Origin of the sequence: Polynucleobacter sp. Fuers-14 (assembly GCF_018882045.1) — a bacterium.
GTDB lineage: Bacteria > Pseudomonadota > Gammaproteobacteria > Burkholderiales > Burkholderiaceae > Polynucleobacter.
The window spans coordinates 81,041-97,272 of the sequence record NZ_JACVPG010000021.1 but is presented as its reverse complement, the minus strand read 5'-3'; the positions used below and the strand labels follow the sequence as shown (position 1 = coordinate 97,272).

At 46.0% G+C, this 16,232-nt stretch carries 15 protein-coding genes; 7 read left to right on the top strand and 8 right to left on the bottom strand.

The genetic code is table 11. The features are described from left to right. The first annotated feature begins 33 nt into the window (after window positions 1-33). The gene (locus ICN40_RS10415; protein ID WP_216243864.1) at window positions 34-1,443 is read left to right on the top strand and encodes a TAXI family TRAP transporter solute-binding subunit; all 1,410 of its coding nucleotides are present in this window, start codon (window positions 34-36) and stop codon (window positions 1,441-1,443) included. A 4-nt stretch (window positions 1,444-1,447) separates the two neighbouring features. Here ICN40_RS10415 and ICN40_RS10410 read toward each other — a convergent pair whose 3' ends face one another. From ICN40_RS10410 to ICN40_RS10400, 3 genes are all read right to left on the bottom strand, one after another. Next, window positions 1,448-1,906 carry a phosphate-starvation-inducible protein PsiE gene (locus ICN40_RS10410; RefSeq protein ID WP_143143912.1) on the bottom strand — a complete coding sequence of 153 codons (459 nt, stop codon included), beginning with the start codon at window positions 1,904-1,906 and terminating at the stop codon, window positions 1,448-1,450. A 108-nt stretch (window positions 1,907-2,014) separates the two neighbouring features. After that, complete coding sequence (locus ICN40_RS10405) at window positions 2,015-3,289, bottom strand: NAD(P)/FAD-dependent oxidoreductase (RefSeq protein WP_216243863.1); 1,275 nt, start codon at window positions 3,287-3,289, stop codon at window positions 2,015-2,017. A gap of 14 nt (window positions 3,290-3,303) precedes the next feature. Next, window positions 3,304-3,636 carry a c-type cytochrome gene (locus ICN40_RS10400; RefSeq protein ID WP_072583593.1) on the bottom strand — a complete coding sequence of 111 codons (333 nt, stop codon included), beginning with the start codon at window positions 3,634-3,636 and terminating at the stop codon, window positions 3,304-3,306. Between the two features lie 180 nt (window positions 3,637-3,816). Here ICN40_RS10400 and ICN40_RS10395 point away from each other — a divergent pair, with 180 nt between their 5' ends. The 6 genes from ICN40_RS10395 to ICN40_RS10370 all read left to right on the top strand — a co-directional run bounded on the left by ICN40_RS10395 (window position 3,817) and on the right by ICN40_RS10370 (window position 10,576). Beyond that, window positions 3,817-5,538 (top strand): glycosyltransferase family 39 protein, encoded by a 1,722-nt coding sequence (locus ICN40_RS10395; RefSeq protein ID WP_216243862.1) that lies wholly within the window; start codon window positions 3,817-3,819, stop codon window positions 5,536-5,538. Then, entirely contained in the window at window positions 5,535-6,773 is a 1,239-nt protein-coding gene (locus ICN40_RS10390) for an exo-alpha-sialidase (RefSeq protein WP_216243861.1), read from the top strand. The genes ICN40_RS10395 and ICN40_RS10390 overlap by 4 nt, the downstream gene beginning before the upstream one ends. Before the next feature lie 8 nt (window positions 6,774-6,781). Beyond that, the gene (locus tag ICN40_RS10385; RefSeq protein WP_255561310.1) at window positions 6,782-7,384 is read left to right on the top strand and encodes a hypothetical protein; all 603 of its coding nucleotides are present in this window, start codon (window positions 6,782-6,784) and stop codon (window positions 7,382-7,384) included. Window positions 7,385-7,565: 181 nt separating this feature from the next. Next, a complete protein-coding gene (locus tag ICN40_RS10380; RefSeq protein WP_072583467.1) occupies window positions 7,566-8,750 on the top strand; it encodes a DUF3300 domain-containing protein in 1,185 nt (394 codons plus the stop codon). Window positions 8,751-8,772: 22 nt separating this feature from the next. Continuing rightward, complete coding sequence (locus ICN40_RS10375; protein WP_216243858.1) at window positions 8,773-9,141, top strand: Rap1a/Tai family immunity protein; 369 nt, start codon at window positions 8,773-8,775, stop codon at window positions 9,139-9,141. Between the two features lie 83 nt (window positions 9,142-9,224). Then, window positions 9,225-10,576, top strand: a protein-coding gene (locus ICN40_RS10370; protein WP_374222789.1) for an IS3 family transposase whose coding sequence is annotated in 2 segments (ribosomal slippage) — window positions 9,225-9,687 and window positions 9,687-10,576 — 1,353 coding nt in all. Because the reading frame shifts where the segments join, the coding sequence is not laid out codon by codon here. Between the two features lie 64 nt (window positions 10,577-10,640). Here ICN40_RS10370 and ICN40_RS10365 read toward each other — a convergent pair. From ICN40_RS10365 to chrA, 5 genes are all read right to left on the bottom strand, one after another. Continuing rightward, complete coding sequence (locus tag ICN40_RS10365; RefSeq protein ID WP_216243857.1) at window positions 10,641-11,630, bottom strand: tripartite tricarboxylate transporter substrate binding protein BugD; 990 nt, start codon at window positions 11,628-11,630, stop codon at window positions 10,641-10,643. A 94-nt stretch (window positions 11,631-11,724) separates the two neighbouring features. After that, window positions 11,725-12,570: a CoA ester lyase gene (locus ICN40_RS10360; protein ID WP_216243856.1), complete on the bottom strand. Its 846-nt coding sequence runs from the start codon at window positions 12,568-12,570 to the stop codon at window positions 11,725-11,727. 38 nt (window positions 12,571-12,608) lie between these two features. Next, entirely contained in the window at window positions 12,609-13,985 is a 1,377-nt protein-coding gene (locus tag ICN40_RS10355) for an MmgE/PrpD family protein (protein WP_216243855.1), read from the bottom strand. A gap of 18 nt (window positions 13,986-14,003) precedes the next feature. Beyond that, window positions 14,004-14,888 carry a MaoC family dehydratase N-terminal domain-containing protein gene (locus ICN40_RS10350; RefSeq protein WP_216243854.1) on the bottom strand — a complete coding sequence of 295 codons (885 nt, stop codon included), beginning with the start codon at window positions 14,886-14,888 and terminating at the stop codon, window positions 14,004-14,006. 22 nt (window positions 14,889-14,910) lie between these two features. Further along, window positions 14,911-16,227, bottom strand: coding sequence for a chromate efflux transporter (gene chrA / locus ICN40_RS10345; protein ID WP_216243999.1), 1,317 nt, complete (start codon window positions 16,225-16,227; stop codon window positions 14,911-14,913). Between the last annotated feature and the right edge of the window lie 5 nt (window positions 16,228-16,232).

Sequence of the window (16,232 nt, the reverse complement as noted above, 5' to 3'; positions counted from 1 at the left end):
TTAGCTTTAATGATATTTGCCGATCGGTAGCGCATGGGAAGCTTTAAACAAGACATAACAGAAACGTATTTAGGGCTTTCTGAGAGCGCTCGTGAGAAGTGGGATGACTTTGCCCAGTTCCTGCAGGAGGCTTGGCCACTCCTTGTTCTCTTGCTGGCAATACTGATGGGGATCTGGTGGTATGCAGATCCGCCCCCTCCAAGACATGTCCTCATGGCCACCGGTTCATCGGGCAGTTCATACGAAGCCCTAGGGAAAAAGTATGTAGAGTTTTTCAAGGCAAAGGGTATTACTTTAGAGTTGGCAGCCACAACAGGCGCGCAAGAAAATATTGATCGCTTAGCAGATCGTGATGACCCCGTACAAGTTGCTTTTGTTCAGGCTGGAGTAGACCACGCTAAGGAAGTAACTGGAATTCAGTCCTTGGGTGCAATTGCCTATGATCCTATTTGGTTTTTTTATCGAGGTTCGGAGCTAAAGGCTACCGAGTCCGATTCGGTTGGCGTCGTATTTCAACATTTTGCCAATAAAAAGATTTCTGTCGGAATTGAGGGCAGCGGTACCTATGCTCAGTCAACCAAAATACTGAAGGCCGCCGGCTATGAAAAAGGAGTGCAAGTTCTCAATCTTGCTGGGCATGATGCGGTGAAAGGACTACAGGCGGGCGAGATAGATGGAACCTTTATTGTGGATTCCTATGATGCTCCCAATGTACAGGCCTTGTTAAACGATAAGTCGTTGCATTTAGTCACTTTTAAACGTGCGGCAGCCTACGTCAAATTAATGCCTTATCTCAATATTTTGGATGTCCCCCAAGGGGCTTTTAATTTGCCACGTAACTTTCCATCTACGGATATGAAGCTGTTGGCAACAACAACAAATCTATTGATTGATGATCGCATGCATCCGGCGATTCAATTTCTATTTTTAGAAGCTGCCAGACAGATTAATGGCAAAGAATCTTTCTTTGCTGAGCGCGGAGAGTTTCCATCCTTTAAAGATTCCATGTTGCCTGAAAGTCCCGTCGCAATTCATTACGAGAAAAATAATTACCCCTTATTGGTAGCCTATTTCCCGTTCTGGGTGGCCGAGCTTATTAATCGCCTCATTTTTGTATTGCTGCCTTTCTGTGTATTGGGCTATCCGCTTTTACAGGCTCTGCCAGGATATCGCGCTAAGCGCATGCAAAATAAGATCAATCGCTTATATGTTTCTTTAAAATCCTTGGAGCAAGAATTACTGAATGGGTTTGACGATCAACAGCGGGATGAATATCTAAAGAGGCTTAATTTACTTGAGTATCAAGCTTTAAATATTAAAGTTTCTAAGCGCCTGTCTAGCGACTACTATGCCTTGCGAGCTAGCATTGATTATGTGCGTAATTGCTTGAATAGGGGCGTGCACCCCTATCAATTTGATGAAGGCATTGATCCTGACTTATAGGGCTTTATTCGCTATCACCATTTCTGCTGGGAAATTTAAATGAAGCGTAACGAACTACTGCATTAGCCAGAGCCAAAATGAGAATGGTAAGCCCCATAAAGAGGATCGCCATATCAGCCTCGTGCTTGGTGTTAACTAAGTCAATGATGAGGCGAGTTACTGCAGTAATCGCTACATAAATCAAAAAGCGAACTGGCATATGATTGGTTTTGAAATAAATCCCGACCATGGCGCCAATTTCGAGATAGATAAATAGCAAGAGCAGGTCTTCGATTGAAGCCGATCCTTTATTAACCATACCCAGGAACGCAACAGCTGCTGACCAAACGGTTGCGGCACCGATTCCAAATAATGCAATCCGATGAAATAAAGAGACAAATAAGTTTCCAATGGGAACGGTCCATCTTTCAATGGCATCTTCTAATTTGGATGCATCTTTTGGTGAGGTAGGGGTCATATTCATTAAGCCTCCGAGTTTTTTAATCTGTTTTGTTTAGTATAGGTATCTATGCAGCCATGTAAACAAAAAAAGAGGCGCCAAGCCCCCTTTTTTTGGAAGTATTGACTTAGATCAACCCAGGCTGTCCGCCCAAATATTATGAGCCCAGCCCCAGGCATATACCCCTTCAAGTGTTGAGGGTGCCGGAGATAGTCCGCCTGCACCATGAACAGGCTCAAAAGTTTTCTTAGCGGCACTGTATTGATGAACGCTAGCCACGTGAATTACTTCTCGTTCGTTCACAAAACTGTAGCAAGTATTGTTCACTACTGGCGCTGGATTAACTTCCCAGTTACTGAGTTCAGCCACAATCGCGGCAGCCGCCACTTTGGCATGTTGATTGGCCATGTGCCCTGACTTAGGCATTGCTGGCGCTACTTGAATCGAGTCACCCAAGACATGAATGTCTTTTTGTGCAGTAGATTCAAAGTTGAGATAATTCACATTAACCCAGCGGCCGTTAGAATTTGCTAACCCAGTTTTGACGGCAATCTCACCGGCGCTCATCGCCGGTAGAAGATTTAAAACATCTGCTTTAATATCTTCTTGCACTTCAAATTTCAAAGTTTTTGTTTTTGCATCCACGGCGGTGACATTGTATTTGGGCAAATACTCAATCAATCCTGGGTACTGTTCTGCCCACACCCTCTTAAAGAGCGCACCTTTTGAAGTGACATCTTGGTTAGCATCCAAAATGAGAACTTTAGACTTAGGCTTGTGGTGCTTAAGATAGTTTGCTACCTGGCAGGCTCGCTCGTAAGGTCCTGGAGGGCAGCGATAGGGGGCTTCTGGAACGCTGATTGCGAAGGTGCCACCATCGCGCATTGCTGCCAGTTGATTGTGTAGGGCTACTGTTTCGGGGCCTGCTTTCCAGGCCTGGAGGGTAACGCCTGCTGTATTGGCTTGAGCCAGTCCTTCAATACTGTTCATCATTAAGGCAACACCGGGTGAAACGATCGCTTTGTCATAGCGTAAGGTTTTCCCAGAGGCAAGCTTGACTGTTTTTTTATCGGGGTCGATGCTGGAGACGCTGTCCTGAATGATCTTCACGCCATGACGCTTACTCAGATTGTCATAAGGGGTCGTGATTTCAGATATTGTGCGTGAGCCACCTACAACTAAATTAGATAGTGGGCAGGAAACAAAGGCTGCATTGGGCTCAATCAATGTCACCTTAGCAGTGTTGTTAGAGAACAAGCGTAAATATTTAGCAGCGGTAGCGCCACCATATCCTCCGCCAATCACAAGGATTTCTGCCTTTTGTAAATTAGCGTGGGCTTGACCAGAAAAGCCTGCCAGCAAACCAAGTGCGGCGGTGCTCTGACCTATAAAGTGTCGACGATCCATGGTGGGCTTCCTTGTTAGTTCTTGCCAAGTTGATTGGCGATGGTATTAAGCTGTTCTTCGGTATAGCCCTTGGTAAGCTGCGGCATGATAGTGCCGTCCAATGACCCAGATTTATAAGCCATCAATTTTTCTAATATTTGCGCGTGAGTAAGATTGTTGATGAGTGGGATGTTGCCATCAACAACACCGTTTCCGTCAGTGCCATGACAATTTGCGCAGGTTGCTGCAAGACTACGTTTATATAAATTGCTTGCATCTGGATTTTGCGCTAAAGAAAGACTGCTCCATAGACACAATCCAATATATGTCGATACTACGATTCCGGGTCTTGAAAACAGTGCTCGCATGCGGCCTTTCTCCATTCGAATTATTTTTTTGACTCATAGGTGTATTGCTTTATGAGTATCTTAATCAAGAAATCCATAAAAAGTAGCGCTTACCTCAGATTCATTTTTCATAAGCTCATTCGAAAATGCGGGCCTGATGTATTTTGTTGGAATTTCCTATAAGCCCTATAAACTACGGGTATGAGAATTTCATTTTCTTACCGTTCCGCCTTATTGATACTCCTTTTAGGTGTATTTACCTACCTTTATGGTTTGGATAGCCGATTTGCGCCAAAAAACGGTGATGAGTATCCCTATATGCATATTGTGCGCATGACGGCGGACTCGGCCCAATGGCTGCCACTGCAGTCTGAAATGGATGGCATTAAAAACACTAAGCCGCCACTGATATTTTGGCAGGGTATTGCTAGTACGCATTGGGCAAGCGAATGGAGTTTGGCAAATTTGCGTTGGCCTAGTGTTTTATATACCGCACTAACGGCATTTTTCTTATTTTTAGCAGTCCGACGTTTCAGTGGCAAAACGCAAACTGGAATATTGGCGGCATTAGTTTGGCTTTCCTTTTTTGCAACCTATCGCTACGGTCGACCATTCTTAGCGGACCCCCCAGAAGTATTTTGGGTATCGCTACCATTTATGGCGATTTTGTATTGGGGTAAGAGTGCGTTTGAATCTAAACTCTTTTTCCCATTGATGGCGGGGATTTGTTTTGGTCTTGCACTATTTGCAAAATCTTTTGCCTACATCGTTCCTGCTACTTTTGCTTTGGGGCTGTATTACTGGCGCTGGCGGCAGTGGAGCATTCCTCAAGTACTCATCCGCGACCTATATAAGTTGATCCTGATTGCTGTACTTGCTCTAGGGGTATTTGCCTTGTGGTTTGCCATGGATCCATATCCAGTGGCTGTTTGGAACGAATTTGTACTGGGCGAGAATGCCGGTAAGTTTGCTGCTCGCCAGTCTAGTTATTTGATGGATTTGCTGCGCGGTGGAGACAGCATTTGGCTTTTAATTTTGACGACGATTGCTAATGCAGGCTTATTTAGCTTTGTATTGATATCAAGTTTGATGCAATGCTGGCGTACACGTCGCTTTCTGAATTTAGAAGAGGTGCTATTACTGCTTTTGATAGCAGCGTTCTTTATTGTGTTCAGCTTACCTAGTCAGCGTTCAGGTCGTTATCTTTTGCCAGTGATGCCAGCCTTTGCGGCGCTGATTGCCTTATATTGGGATAAGTTGCCTTTATGGGGCTTCCGCATTGCCTTGCCCTTGCAATTACTGGTGTTATCGCTCTTGCTTTGGATTGGTATCAATCTTCAGTTCTCACAATTTATGGGTGATGCTGGCGCATGGACTTATTCCTATTGTCATTGGATTCTCATGGCGGCAGGAATATTGCTGGTCTTGCTTGGCTTACTAAATCGGCGTTTCACTAAAACCATTTCTTTGGCAGCCTGCTTTTTGGTTTATTGCGGGTTGACTAGTAGTCTTGCTCCATTAGAAGGGCGCTTAGGGCGCTACTCGGTAGAAACGATTACTCGGTTGGCAGGCAGGGATGTTTGGATTCCTTGTGACTATCGAGCCAAGGATGAGGAGTATCGATTGTTGCTACCAGGTGCGAAGCTGCATGGCTATTTAGCGAAAGATGCTAGTGATGTCGCAACTCTGACATCCGCCTACCCTCTAGTTGCGGTGCACACTTCTTTGGGCACTCAGCCTGCACTATGTGATTCTTGTAAGATTGTTGGACAAAGAATGGAGATGAGGGCCCGTCACTCTAATGAAGAAATTCAGGAAATGTTGATGGGGCATATTGGTAAATATTTATTTGTTAATGAATACCTGATCTCTACACCGGTAGCGAACCCAGATTTATCGAACTTAAAGGATGTTTGTAGATGAGTCGTGTCATTGCTCTTTGTTTTTTGTTGCTTGCTGCAGTGATTGGCTTTCTGCATATTGATAGTCGCCCAGTATGGGCGCCATTTGCTACTCCTTCTTTCCAAGTAGATGATGTTCTGGATGGGCCTGTAGTAACGAAGACAAAAGATCTCATCAAGATTAATATTTCCGTACCGCAATCACGTTGGCTTCCTGATACTGGCGCTGCCTCAGTCCATGCAGCTTCAATGATTGCCCTCAAGGATGGTGCAGTGAGAGCTTTTTGGTTTGCCGGTAGTCGCGAAGGTGCTGCTGATGTATCGATCTACAGCTCCGTATATGACCCGAAGTCTTCTAGCTGGAGTGCACCCATTGTTGTGATGGATCGCATTAGTGCAGAGAAGGGGCTTTCACGTTATATCGCCAAGTTAGGCAATCCTGTACCTGCCAGATTGGCTGATGGACGTCTGCAATTGTTCTTCGTCACCGTCTCTATTGGCGGTTGGGCGGGTAGCTCAATTTCTGCAATAACTTCGGATGATGAAGGTTTGACATGGAGTAAGCCGCAACGCCTCATTAGCTCCCCGTTACTGAATTTAAGTACCCTCGTGAAATCCCCTAATGTAATGTTCGCTGATGGCCTACTAGGATTGCCTGCCTATCATGAATGGATAGGGCGTTTTGGCGAGTTTCTCAGAATAGAGGCAGGTCAAGTAATCGATAAACGTCGTATGAGTTCTGGGCGCGGTGCGATTCAGCCACTCGTATTTGTAAATGACGCGCAAGATGCCAGTGCATATTTCCGGCAAACACGGAGCTCTGGGTTACCAAAGAAAATCCCGGTTAGTCATACCCAAAATGCGGGTCAAACATGGCAGCAGACAGAAGATTTGGATATTGCCAATCCCAATTCTGCAGTTGCTGGGCTTGTTCTCAAAAGCGGTGCTCGCATTTTGGTTTTAAACAATATTGAAAATGGGCGCTATCGTTTGGTCTTATTGATGAGCGATGTTAAATCTGGGCAATGGCAAACCGTTGAGGTATTGGAGGACGATGAAGCTATATCTGAAGCTCAACGTAAAGAGTTCTCATACCCTTACTTAATCACTGTAGACGGTGATGATGTACATTTAGTCTATACCTGGGATCGCAAGAAGATCCGACATCGTTATTTTTCTGGTGCTTGGCTAAGACATGCCTATCAGCAAATAAACAGTGCTGAAGCAGATGCGGTTTATCAGGAGGTGCAGCAATGAATCAGTTCATGCAAATCATAGCTTTGATTGAATTATCCATTTCCTGTGCGGTAGTGGGTATTTGGATCTTGCAAAAGTTTTCTCCAAATGCTTTTCCATTCGCTATCAAAGTACTTTTAGTCCTTCTGATGGGAAATATTCTGTTTTGGCCATTTGGTATGAATTTACCTTTGGTTGCCTATGTGCGTGGCTTGACTGGTGATCTGAGCATCGTGCTGACTTTATTGTTGTGGGGCTCATTGCTACCAGCCAATAAGCCTGCACCGATTGTTTTTAAATTTGTGGTGGCAATCATCGCATTATGTTTTTATCCATTTGCCCTGGGCTTGGGAATGGTCGATCCTTATGCATGGGGTTACGGATCCATACCATTCTTAATTGCGGTCCTATTTTTTGCCCTAGTCTGTGGCTTGGCAAATTGGATGAAGGGTGTATGGATTATTGCTATCGCCATTCTTGCTTGGACAGTCCATTGGCATGAGTCTGCCAATCTTTGGGATTACTTGCTGGATCCATTCTTGACCATCTGGGCTATATGCGCCTGTATTGGCATGATGTATAGAAGGAAAAGGGACAAAGCCCGCTCTGGATATTTGTTTAGACCGGGTTAGGACTCATCAAACGCAAGTTTGTAAAGTAATATGCATCTAGTGAGTTATTGAATTTATATAGATCAATGCTGAGGCAGATATGAAGCAGACAAGTCAACAAAGTATTTCTGTGTTGAGTAAGAAAGTGGGGTTGCTAACGTTAGTAATGATCACTTTTGGATCCCTTCTCAATGGATGCGTTATGAGCCCTGATCCTTATCAATCTAGCGGATATTACCCTCAAGGTTATGTGCAAGGCGGAGGATACGCTGGATCCGGCTACAACGCTGGCCCGCAAACTATTTCTTCAGAGCAATTACAGTCATTGGTCTCGCCAATTGCGCTGTATCCCGATTCTTTGCTGTCGCTGATGCTGCTGGCCTCAACCTACCCGTTAGAGGTAGCAGAAGCTCATAATTGGCGAGCTAGCAATGCTTCATTGGCGGGTGATGATCTGCAAAATGCACTCAAGGCCCAATCTTGGAACGATAGTGTTAAATCTTTAATGTCGTTTCCAAAAGCATTCAATATGATGGGCAATAAATTGCAGTGGACCCAGAATTTAGGTAATGCTTATAAGCTCCAAGCCGCAGATACCATGAAAGCAGTTCAAGCTCTCAGAAAAATGGCTGTTAAGGCCGGTACCCTAAAGACTAATAAGCAAATTACCGTAACAGCTGATGCGGATGGGAACGTCTTGATCAGCCCAGCCAATACAAAAGTAGTTTACATCCCAACCTATAACCCCACAGTTGTTTATGGGCCCTGGCCATATCCAGAGTACCCTCCGTATCCTATCTACAACCCAGCTTGGGGTCTGATGACTTTTGGTGCGGGATTTATGATCGGCGATGATTTTTGGACGCAACCCAATTGGAATAATGGCACGATTAATTCTACGAACATCAATGCATCTGGGCGCATACCCTCTCGTGCAATTATCGGACCAGCAAATGTTGCTAACCAGCAGCGCTTGCTGAACGACTGGAAAAATAAAGCTACTCCAGAGGAGAGGCAGGCGGCCAGAATGGATGGTCAGCGCGCTAATAATGCTTTTCAGAAAGATGCAACTCCTGAAGAAAGAAGTCAGGCAGCGCGATTAAATCAAGAAGCGCGCAATGATGCCCAGATGGATAGATCTAATCCCAATATCTATCGCGAGGCCGCTCAAGAAAACGCTTTGCGAGATCAGGCACGCTTTGATGGTAATCAAGATCGCTCACGTAGCTTTGACGAGGGTGGGCGAGATGGTGGATTTGGCGGTGGTCATATGGGTGGATTTGCCGGTGGTGGTGGCGGACATATGGGCGGATTTGGTGGCGGTGGAGGCGGTGGTGGCCATATGAGCGGCTTTGGCGGTGGGCACATGAGCGGTTTTAGGCGTTAACATTTATTGAGAGAAAAGAATCATGAAAAAATTCACAGCAACATTTGTACTTATTGCATCCATCCTTTCCTTTGCTCCAAGTGCATTTGCGCAGAAGGATCTCCCGGCGGATGATGCTAGTACTGCTGCATTTGTTGAGCTCTGCAAAAATCCTGATGATGAGCAAGGCCGCAGTTTTTGTTTTGGCTTTGGCGAAGGAGTCTATCAGGGATACTTGGCGAATCGTCGTCCAGATGCCAAGCCAGCCATTTGTTTTGTAAATAAGAGCGAGACTCGTAATGAGGTCTTGCAAAAGTTCCTGGTATGGACCAAGACAAACCCTCAGTTTAATAAAGAGAAAGCAGCTAAAACTTTAATGCGTTTCTTTGCTGATAATTACCCCTGTAAATAAGAACTCAGCACAATAAAAAAGCCAGCGAGATGAACTGACCCCCAAAAGTTGGACATTATGTCCAACCAAGGGGGTTTTGTTTTATGAGCAAGTACAGCAAGCAGTTCAAGCTAAAGGTAGTTAAAGAGTTTCTAAGGTCAGGCGGTCTTAGGCGGGTAGGTCACCTATTTAAGATTAGCCATTCAGATGTCCGCAAATGGGTCTTGGCCTATCAAGCCCATGGTCATAGCGGTCTTAACCCCAGCTTCCAACGCTACTCCCCAGATTTTAAAGTCCAAGTTCTGCAGCACATGGCTGCGCACCAGATATCAGCAAGGCCAGCTGCCGCCCACTTCGGCATTGGGAGTATGACTACGATTTTGCAGTGGCAAAAACTCTACAATGAAGGCGGTATTACAGCCCTTGCCAATCGACCGAGAGGACGACCGCCGATGTCTCAATTTAATATCAAAGCATTACTCAAAAAGCCGATCTCTGAGCTCACGCCGGCAGAGTTGCGAAGACGCTTAGAGTATGCCGAGGCAGAGAGTGCTTACCTAAAAAAGTTAGAAGCCTTAGCTCAGAGCAAAGCAGTAAAAGAGAGCAAGCCCAAGTAATTACTGAGTTAAGGCTGCATTACCGTTTACTAGATTTACTCCAGATTGCCAAGATGGCGAGAAGCGTCTATTACTACTGGCGGGATGCCAGTAGTAAAGCCGATCCTTATCAGGATGCTAAAGAGCATATCACCCAGATCTTTAATGCCCATCGGGGTCGCTATGGCTATCGGCGAGTGCTACTAGAGCTACGCAATCAACAGCAATACTTAAACCACAAGACCGTGCAAAAGCTGATGGGCCAACTTGGCCTAAAGTCCACTGTTCGCCCTAAGCGCTATCGGTCCTATAAAGGCACTATCGGTAAGGTGGCACCGAACTTATTAGAGCGTAACTTTGCGGCCAGTAAACCCAATCAGAAGTGGGTTACTGATGTGACGGAGTTCAACATCAGGGGTGAGAAGGTATACCTCTCACCGATCTTAGATCTATACAACCAAGAGATCATCTCCTATGAGATTGCCGATCGACCACAGATTAGCTCAGTAATGCAAATGCTCCAAAGCGCATTTAAACAACTGGGACCAAAAGACAAGCCTATGTTGCACTCAGACCAGGGTTGGCAATACCAGATGGGGCTTTATCAACAGGCCCTTCACCAGCAAGGCATTACTCAAAGCATGTCCAGAAAAGGCAATTGCCTAGATAACGCTGTCATGGAGAACTGGTTTGGGATTATGAAGACCGAGTTCTTCTATCAAAAGAAGTTTGAGGATGTTCAGTCATTTAAGGCAAAGCTAGAGGAATACATCCACTACTACAACCATGATCGAATCAAACAAAAACTAAAGGGATTAAGCCCGGTAAATTACCGAACTCAATCCCTCGTGCTAACCTAACTAAACTGTCCAACTACTGGGGGTCAGTTCAAGATGCTGGCTTTTTTATTTCTAAGGTAAGTCCTTAATCAGCATAGGCTCCAGCCTTGCGAATTACAGGACCCCATTTATTAATCTCAGCCTCAAGATATTCTTGCAAGCCTTTTGGAGTTCTCTTAGCTGGTGGAACAATTTCAATATTGGACTCTGCTAAACGAGCCTTTACTTCAGGGTCATTCAAAGCAACGTTAAGCGCCTTATTGATTTTATTGACAACTGCTGGAGGCGTGCCTTTAGAGACATACATACCGTGCCAAACTTTTACTTCAAAACCTTTCAAGCCTTGTTCATCCAAGGTGGGTATGTTCGGTAAGGCTGGCAGGCGTTTTGGTGTGGTAACACCATAGGCTTTTACTAAACCATCTTTAATATAAGGAACAGTCTGCGTGGTCTGATCGCAGAGTAGGTCAACCTGGCCACCAAGCAAATCGGTTAATGCAGGGCCGGTTCCTTTGTAGGGAACGGTTGTTAATTCCACGCCTTCACGCGACATAAATAAAAGGCCGCACAACTGAGACACCGCACCAGGACCAGCGTTAGCTAGCGTCACTTTATCCTTATTGGCCTTGATGTAGGTCTCTAATTCTTTAAAGTTGTTTGGTGGGAAATTCTTGCGACCCAAAAGCACCATTGGTACATCCACGACTTGGCCGATGTATTCAAAGTCCTTCATCGGGTCAAAGTTCAATTTTTTATACAAAGCCGGCGCAGTAGCCATGCCCATGTGATGAATAAAAATCATGTAGCCATCTGGAGCGGAACGCGCAACTCGGGTGGCTGCAATGGTGCCGCCTGCGCCAACAGTATTCTCAACAATAACGGTTTGACCCAACTCTTTACCCATCGGCACGGCAATCAGACGGGCAACAGCGTCTGTAGGTCCGCCGGCAGCAAAAGGTACAACCAAGGTGATGGGCTTATTTGGATAGGGATCTGCAGCTAACACATTACCTGCAATAAATCCTAGGGTAGTGATTGCATAGAAACCGGCAAATAGTGATTTACGTAATTTCATTTTAGTCTCTAGTAGTAGTTATAAAAATTATATGAGTGCAAAACAACTCTGGGTCATTTTGCCAGTTTTGCAACTCCTTAGACATAGGAAACTCTTAGTGTTTACCAGCAATTGCCAGGGTTCTTTTGGCTAGTAGCACCACGGGTCGATCAATCATACGGCCATCTAGCTTTACAGCGCTGCCCTTGGAGGCCACATCTGCCTCAACGACCCGTTGGGCCCAGGCTAGTTCTTCTTCGGTTGGCGTAAATGCCTTGATGACGATAGCCACTTGTTTTGGGTGAATACAGATTTTTCCGCCAAAACCCATACGCTTTGCGCGTTCTGAGTCATCGGTAATGCGCTCAATGTCGTCAGTAGATGGTGTAACCCCATCAATAGGAGGGGCAATCTGTGCAAGTCGTGATGCTAAAACGATCTGAAACCGAGCTGTTTGTAATTCGATCTCTTGGCGGTCGCAGACCATGCCCAGATCCGCTTGTAAATCTAAATTACCCAAAGCAAGGCGAATCACTTGGTTGGAGTATGCAATTTCTTTCAGTTTATCCAAGCCAATTGCCGTTTCAATCATGGGAATAATTGCAGTATTGGGGAGTATGAGGGCGGCACCATTAATTTGGTCGAGTGATTCGCTTTTGGGAATCAATAGACAGGCAACTTCAAGTTGTTGCGCGAGAATTAAATCGCCTGAATAAAATTTACTACCAGGTGAGTTTGTACGAATGACTAGACGCTTCTTTTGCTCAGGACTAAAGCTAGGCCATGCAGTGCGAATGGCGTCACGCGCACTCTCTTTGTCTTCCTCCGCAACGGCATCTTCTAAATCCAAGACAACACCGCTAGCACCACTATCGAGGGCTTTGATAAATCGTTCAGGACGAGTGCCTGGTACAAATAGAAAGTTAGTGCTAAAGCCTAGTGGTGTATCAAGTGGGTTCATATCAATCTAGAAAATAAGGGAGCGAGTAGTGGGTTTACTTATGCGGATGGCAGTAGAAAGCCTATCTTGGCTTGTTTGCGGATATTCCACAAGAGATCAATTGCTTTACTCATCTCTGTTGGGCTAGCACCCCCGCTAAAAGCAGCTAGGCGCATTGCCTTGTCTGTTATCTCTATGCGAGATAGGGTATTGCCAGGGTCGCCTTTAGGTTCGTCTACGCGACCCTCCAGAATTTGTCCATTGTTCAGATGAACTTTGACTTTGCCAATCCAACGTTGCGGATAAGCACTATCAACCTCTGGATCGAGAGTCATCGAGACGCGCTCACGGAAGGCGCAGATTGCATCATCATGAAAGTGCTGATCAAATTCTTGCAGGCCAGCAAATTGGTAATGTGCAACCAAAGCGAGGACCGTTCCCATAGAAAACTTAGACTGATGCACGGTAGCAGGGTCAGTTACCGGGCCCAATACATCAATAGCACCTTGGTGAACCAAGGTTTCTACTTTCGCAATATCGTTAGGCGTTAGTTTGTTTACCAACATGACTTGAAGTAGGGCGTCAGCAGCGGGGTGAGTATGACGACAGGAGGCGTAATACTTAAAGCTTGTTTCTGCTAAAGCCCAGCGAGTACCTAAACGATCAACCAATTTACTGGGGTCACTATCGCTTGACATGCCTGCCGCTAATCCCTGCTTGCCTTCCAGGATATGTTCAGCACCTGTAAAGCCAGCTTGTGCAATATAGGCAGACATTAAGCCAGTGGAGGCCGCATGGGCGGTATGTAGTTGTTTGGAGTCTGCGGCATCACGCAGAAACTCCCAAAGGCCGGCTGATTGAGTCCCCGCAGAGCCAAAGGTATGGAGCATTTGTTCTGAATTGAGTTTGAGTAGGCGACCAGCTGCCGCAGCAGCAGCTAATGTGCCGGCCGTTCCGGTGGTATGAAACACTTTGTAATGAGAGCGACCTAAAAATTCCCCAACCCGAATACCTACCTCGTAGCCTGCCACTGCAGCAACCAATAAATCTTCACCAGAAGCGCCAATGGCTTGCGCGCAGGCTAATGCTGGAGGAAATACCACCGTAGCTGGATGAAAGACTGATCCATTGTGGACGTCGTCTTGTTCTGCAACATGTGATGCTGCTGCATTAGCCATTGCCGCTAAAAAGGGGCTAGAGGTTTTGCGAGAAACTAAAACTTCAGAGGGGCCAGCGTGTGTTGCATCAAACCCACCCATATTTTGGGCAAACTGAGTAATGAGTTCCACTGGGCGCGAGCCTTTGCCAGCAATAGCTGAACCAAACCAATCAACCAATAGGTCTTCGGCGCGGCTCATGACGTCGCTTGGAATATCTGCAGCTTTTAAATTGGCCGCAAAGCTAGCTAGCTCACGAGAAAGGTGTTGAGTGGTCATCAGTAAACCTTCATGTGTTTAGGCTAGAACACCGGTTGCTTGCATAGTGAGCCAGCCTTCATGGTCCTCCGCCCAAATGGAAATGGTTTTTCCACTCGGATCTTTTTCTAGATCCGGCTTGGCATTGACTTTAAAGATGTTGATATCAAAAGTAGGGCGTATAGCGCGGAACTCAAAACTTTTAAGCTTGCATCCTAGAATGCTTTGGCGCACTAGATCTACCAATAGTGTCGCAATCAAAGGGCCGTGCACGATTAAACCGGGGTAGCCTTCAACTTCAGTGACATATTTGCGATCATAGTGAATGCGATGGCCATTAAAAGTTAATGCTGAATAACGAAATAGAAGTACGTCATCAGGTGTAATTGTTTTACTCCATTTAGCATCCGTCGGTGCGGCAGTAGGGGCAACAGGTTTATCGTCTGGCCCGGGCGCATCCCGATACACAATGTCATGCTCTTCAATAATCGCTAGAACGTTCTGGTTGGAGATTTTGTGATTGACCAATACGAAAATTAAATCACCGGTGCGACCTGCTTTATGGGTTACTGACTCAATCGTGGAAACGCGTTCAATCTCGTCGCCAACAGCAAGTGGTTTTAACCATTCAATGCGGCTACCTGCCCACATACGACGAGGTAGTGGAACTGGCGGAAGAAAGCCACCACGTTTTGGATGACCATCAGGTCCGATTTCGGATTCGCGGGCGTGGGGCAGAAAATACAACCAGTGCCACAGCTCAGGTAAAAAAGTTCCCTTACTTGGTGCAGCATCATCGCGATCTAAGGTTGCGGATAATGCGCGCACGGGGGCTGCTGTGACGGTATCTTGCAGAGACTCGGTTTTACCAAGCCATTCTTGCAGGTGGGTGATAGTTTGAGGTTCGATTCGCATAAGTTCCATTATGCCAATCTTGTGAAAAAACTCACCCTATCAAAATAGAGATGTAGTAGAAGAGTAATCCAGCTAAGGCTGACCCGCCCAATACCGAAAGAACACCCTTTTGAAACTTAAATAAAGCTAAACCAGCTAGAGCGCAGATCAAAATCGAGATCCAAGAGATCGAGCCGCCAAAGCCCCTTGGTAAAAAGACGTGATAAGCAAAGAAGAGGCCTAGATTAGCAATGACACCAACGACTGCCGCTGTGATTGCTGTTAGCGGGGCTGTAAATCCTAGCTTGCCATGTGTTGACTCAATTAACGGACCGCCTACTAAGATAAAAAAGAAGGAGGGTAAAAAAGTAAACCAAGTGGCAACGCAAGCACCAAGCACCCCAAACCAAAATGGATTGGTATTGCCAATGAGGTGTTGGATATGTCCTGCAAGATAACCAACAAAAGCCACTACCATGATGAGTGGTCCTGGCGTAGCCTCACCTAGCGCTAAACCATCAATCATTTGGTTGGCGCTGAGCCAATGAAAGTGTTCGACTGCTCCTTGGTATACGTAGGGTAGAACTGCGTACGCACCACCAAAAGTCATCAAGGCGGCTTTGGTAAAGAACCACGCGATATTTGGGTACAAGGTCTTCCAGTCAAAGATGGCTATTAATACACCAATAGGAAGGAGCCAGCAAGTAAATGCGACAAGGCTATGACGGACCGCTTTTGAATAAGTAAATTTGGCGTGCTCGGGAGTAGGGGTGTCGTCATCAATGATGGCGCTACCAAATTGTTTTGCTTCTTTTGTGCTGTGCCCACCAGCTTGTTGGAAATATTCTGGATAGCGTTTACCACCCCAGTATCCGATTGCTGCTGCAATCAGTACGATGATGGGAAAAGCGAGATTCAGAATAAAGATGGCTAGAAAAGATCCAAGAGCGATCCATTGGAGTGCTTGGTTATGAATTGTGCGTTTACCAATTCGCACGGCAGCGTGCAACACGATTGCAGTCACTGCAGGTTTGATGCCAAAAAAGATGGCGGCAATCCAGGGGACTTGTCCGAAGGTGAGATATACCCACGACAACCCAATCAAAATGAACAGGGAAGGCAGCACAAAGAGCGTACCCGCTAGGATACCGCCCCAGCTGCGGTGCATGAGCCAGCCAATATAGGTCACTAGCTGTTGGGCCTCTGGCCCTGGTAATAGCATGCAGTAGTTCAGCGCATGTAAAAAGCGCCGCTCAGAAATCCAGCGACGCTTTTCAACTAACTCTTGGTGTAGAACGGCAATCTGTCCTGCTGGCCCACCAAAACTGATGAAGCCTAGCTTAGCCCAAAACTTCAGGGCCTCGCGCATTGGAA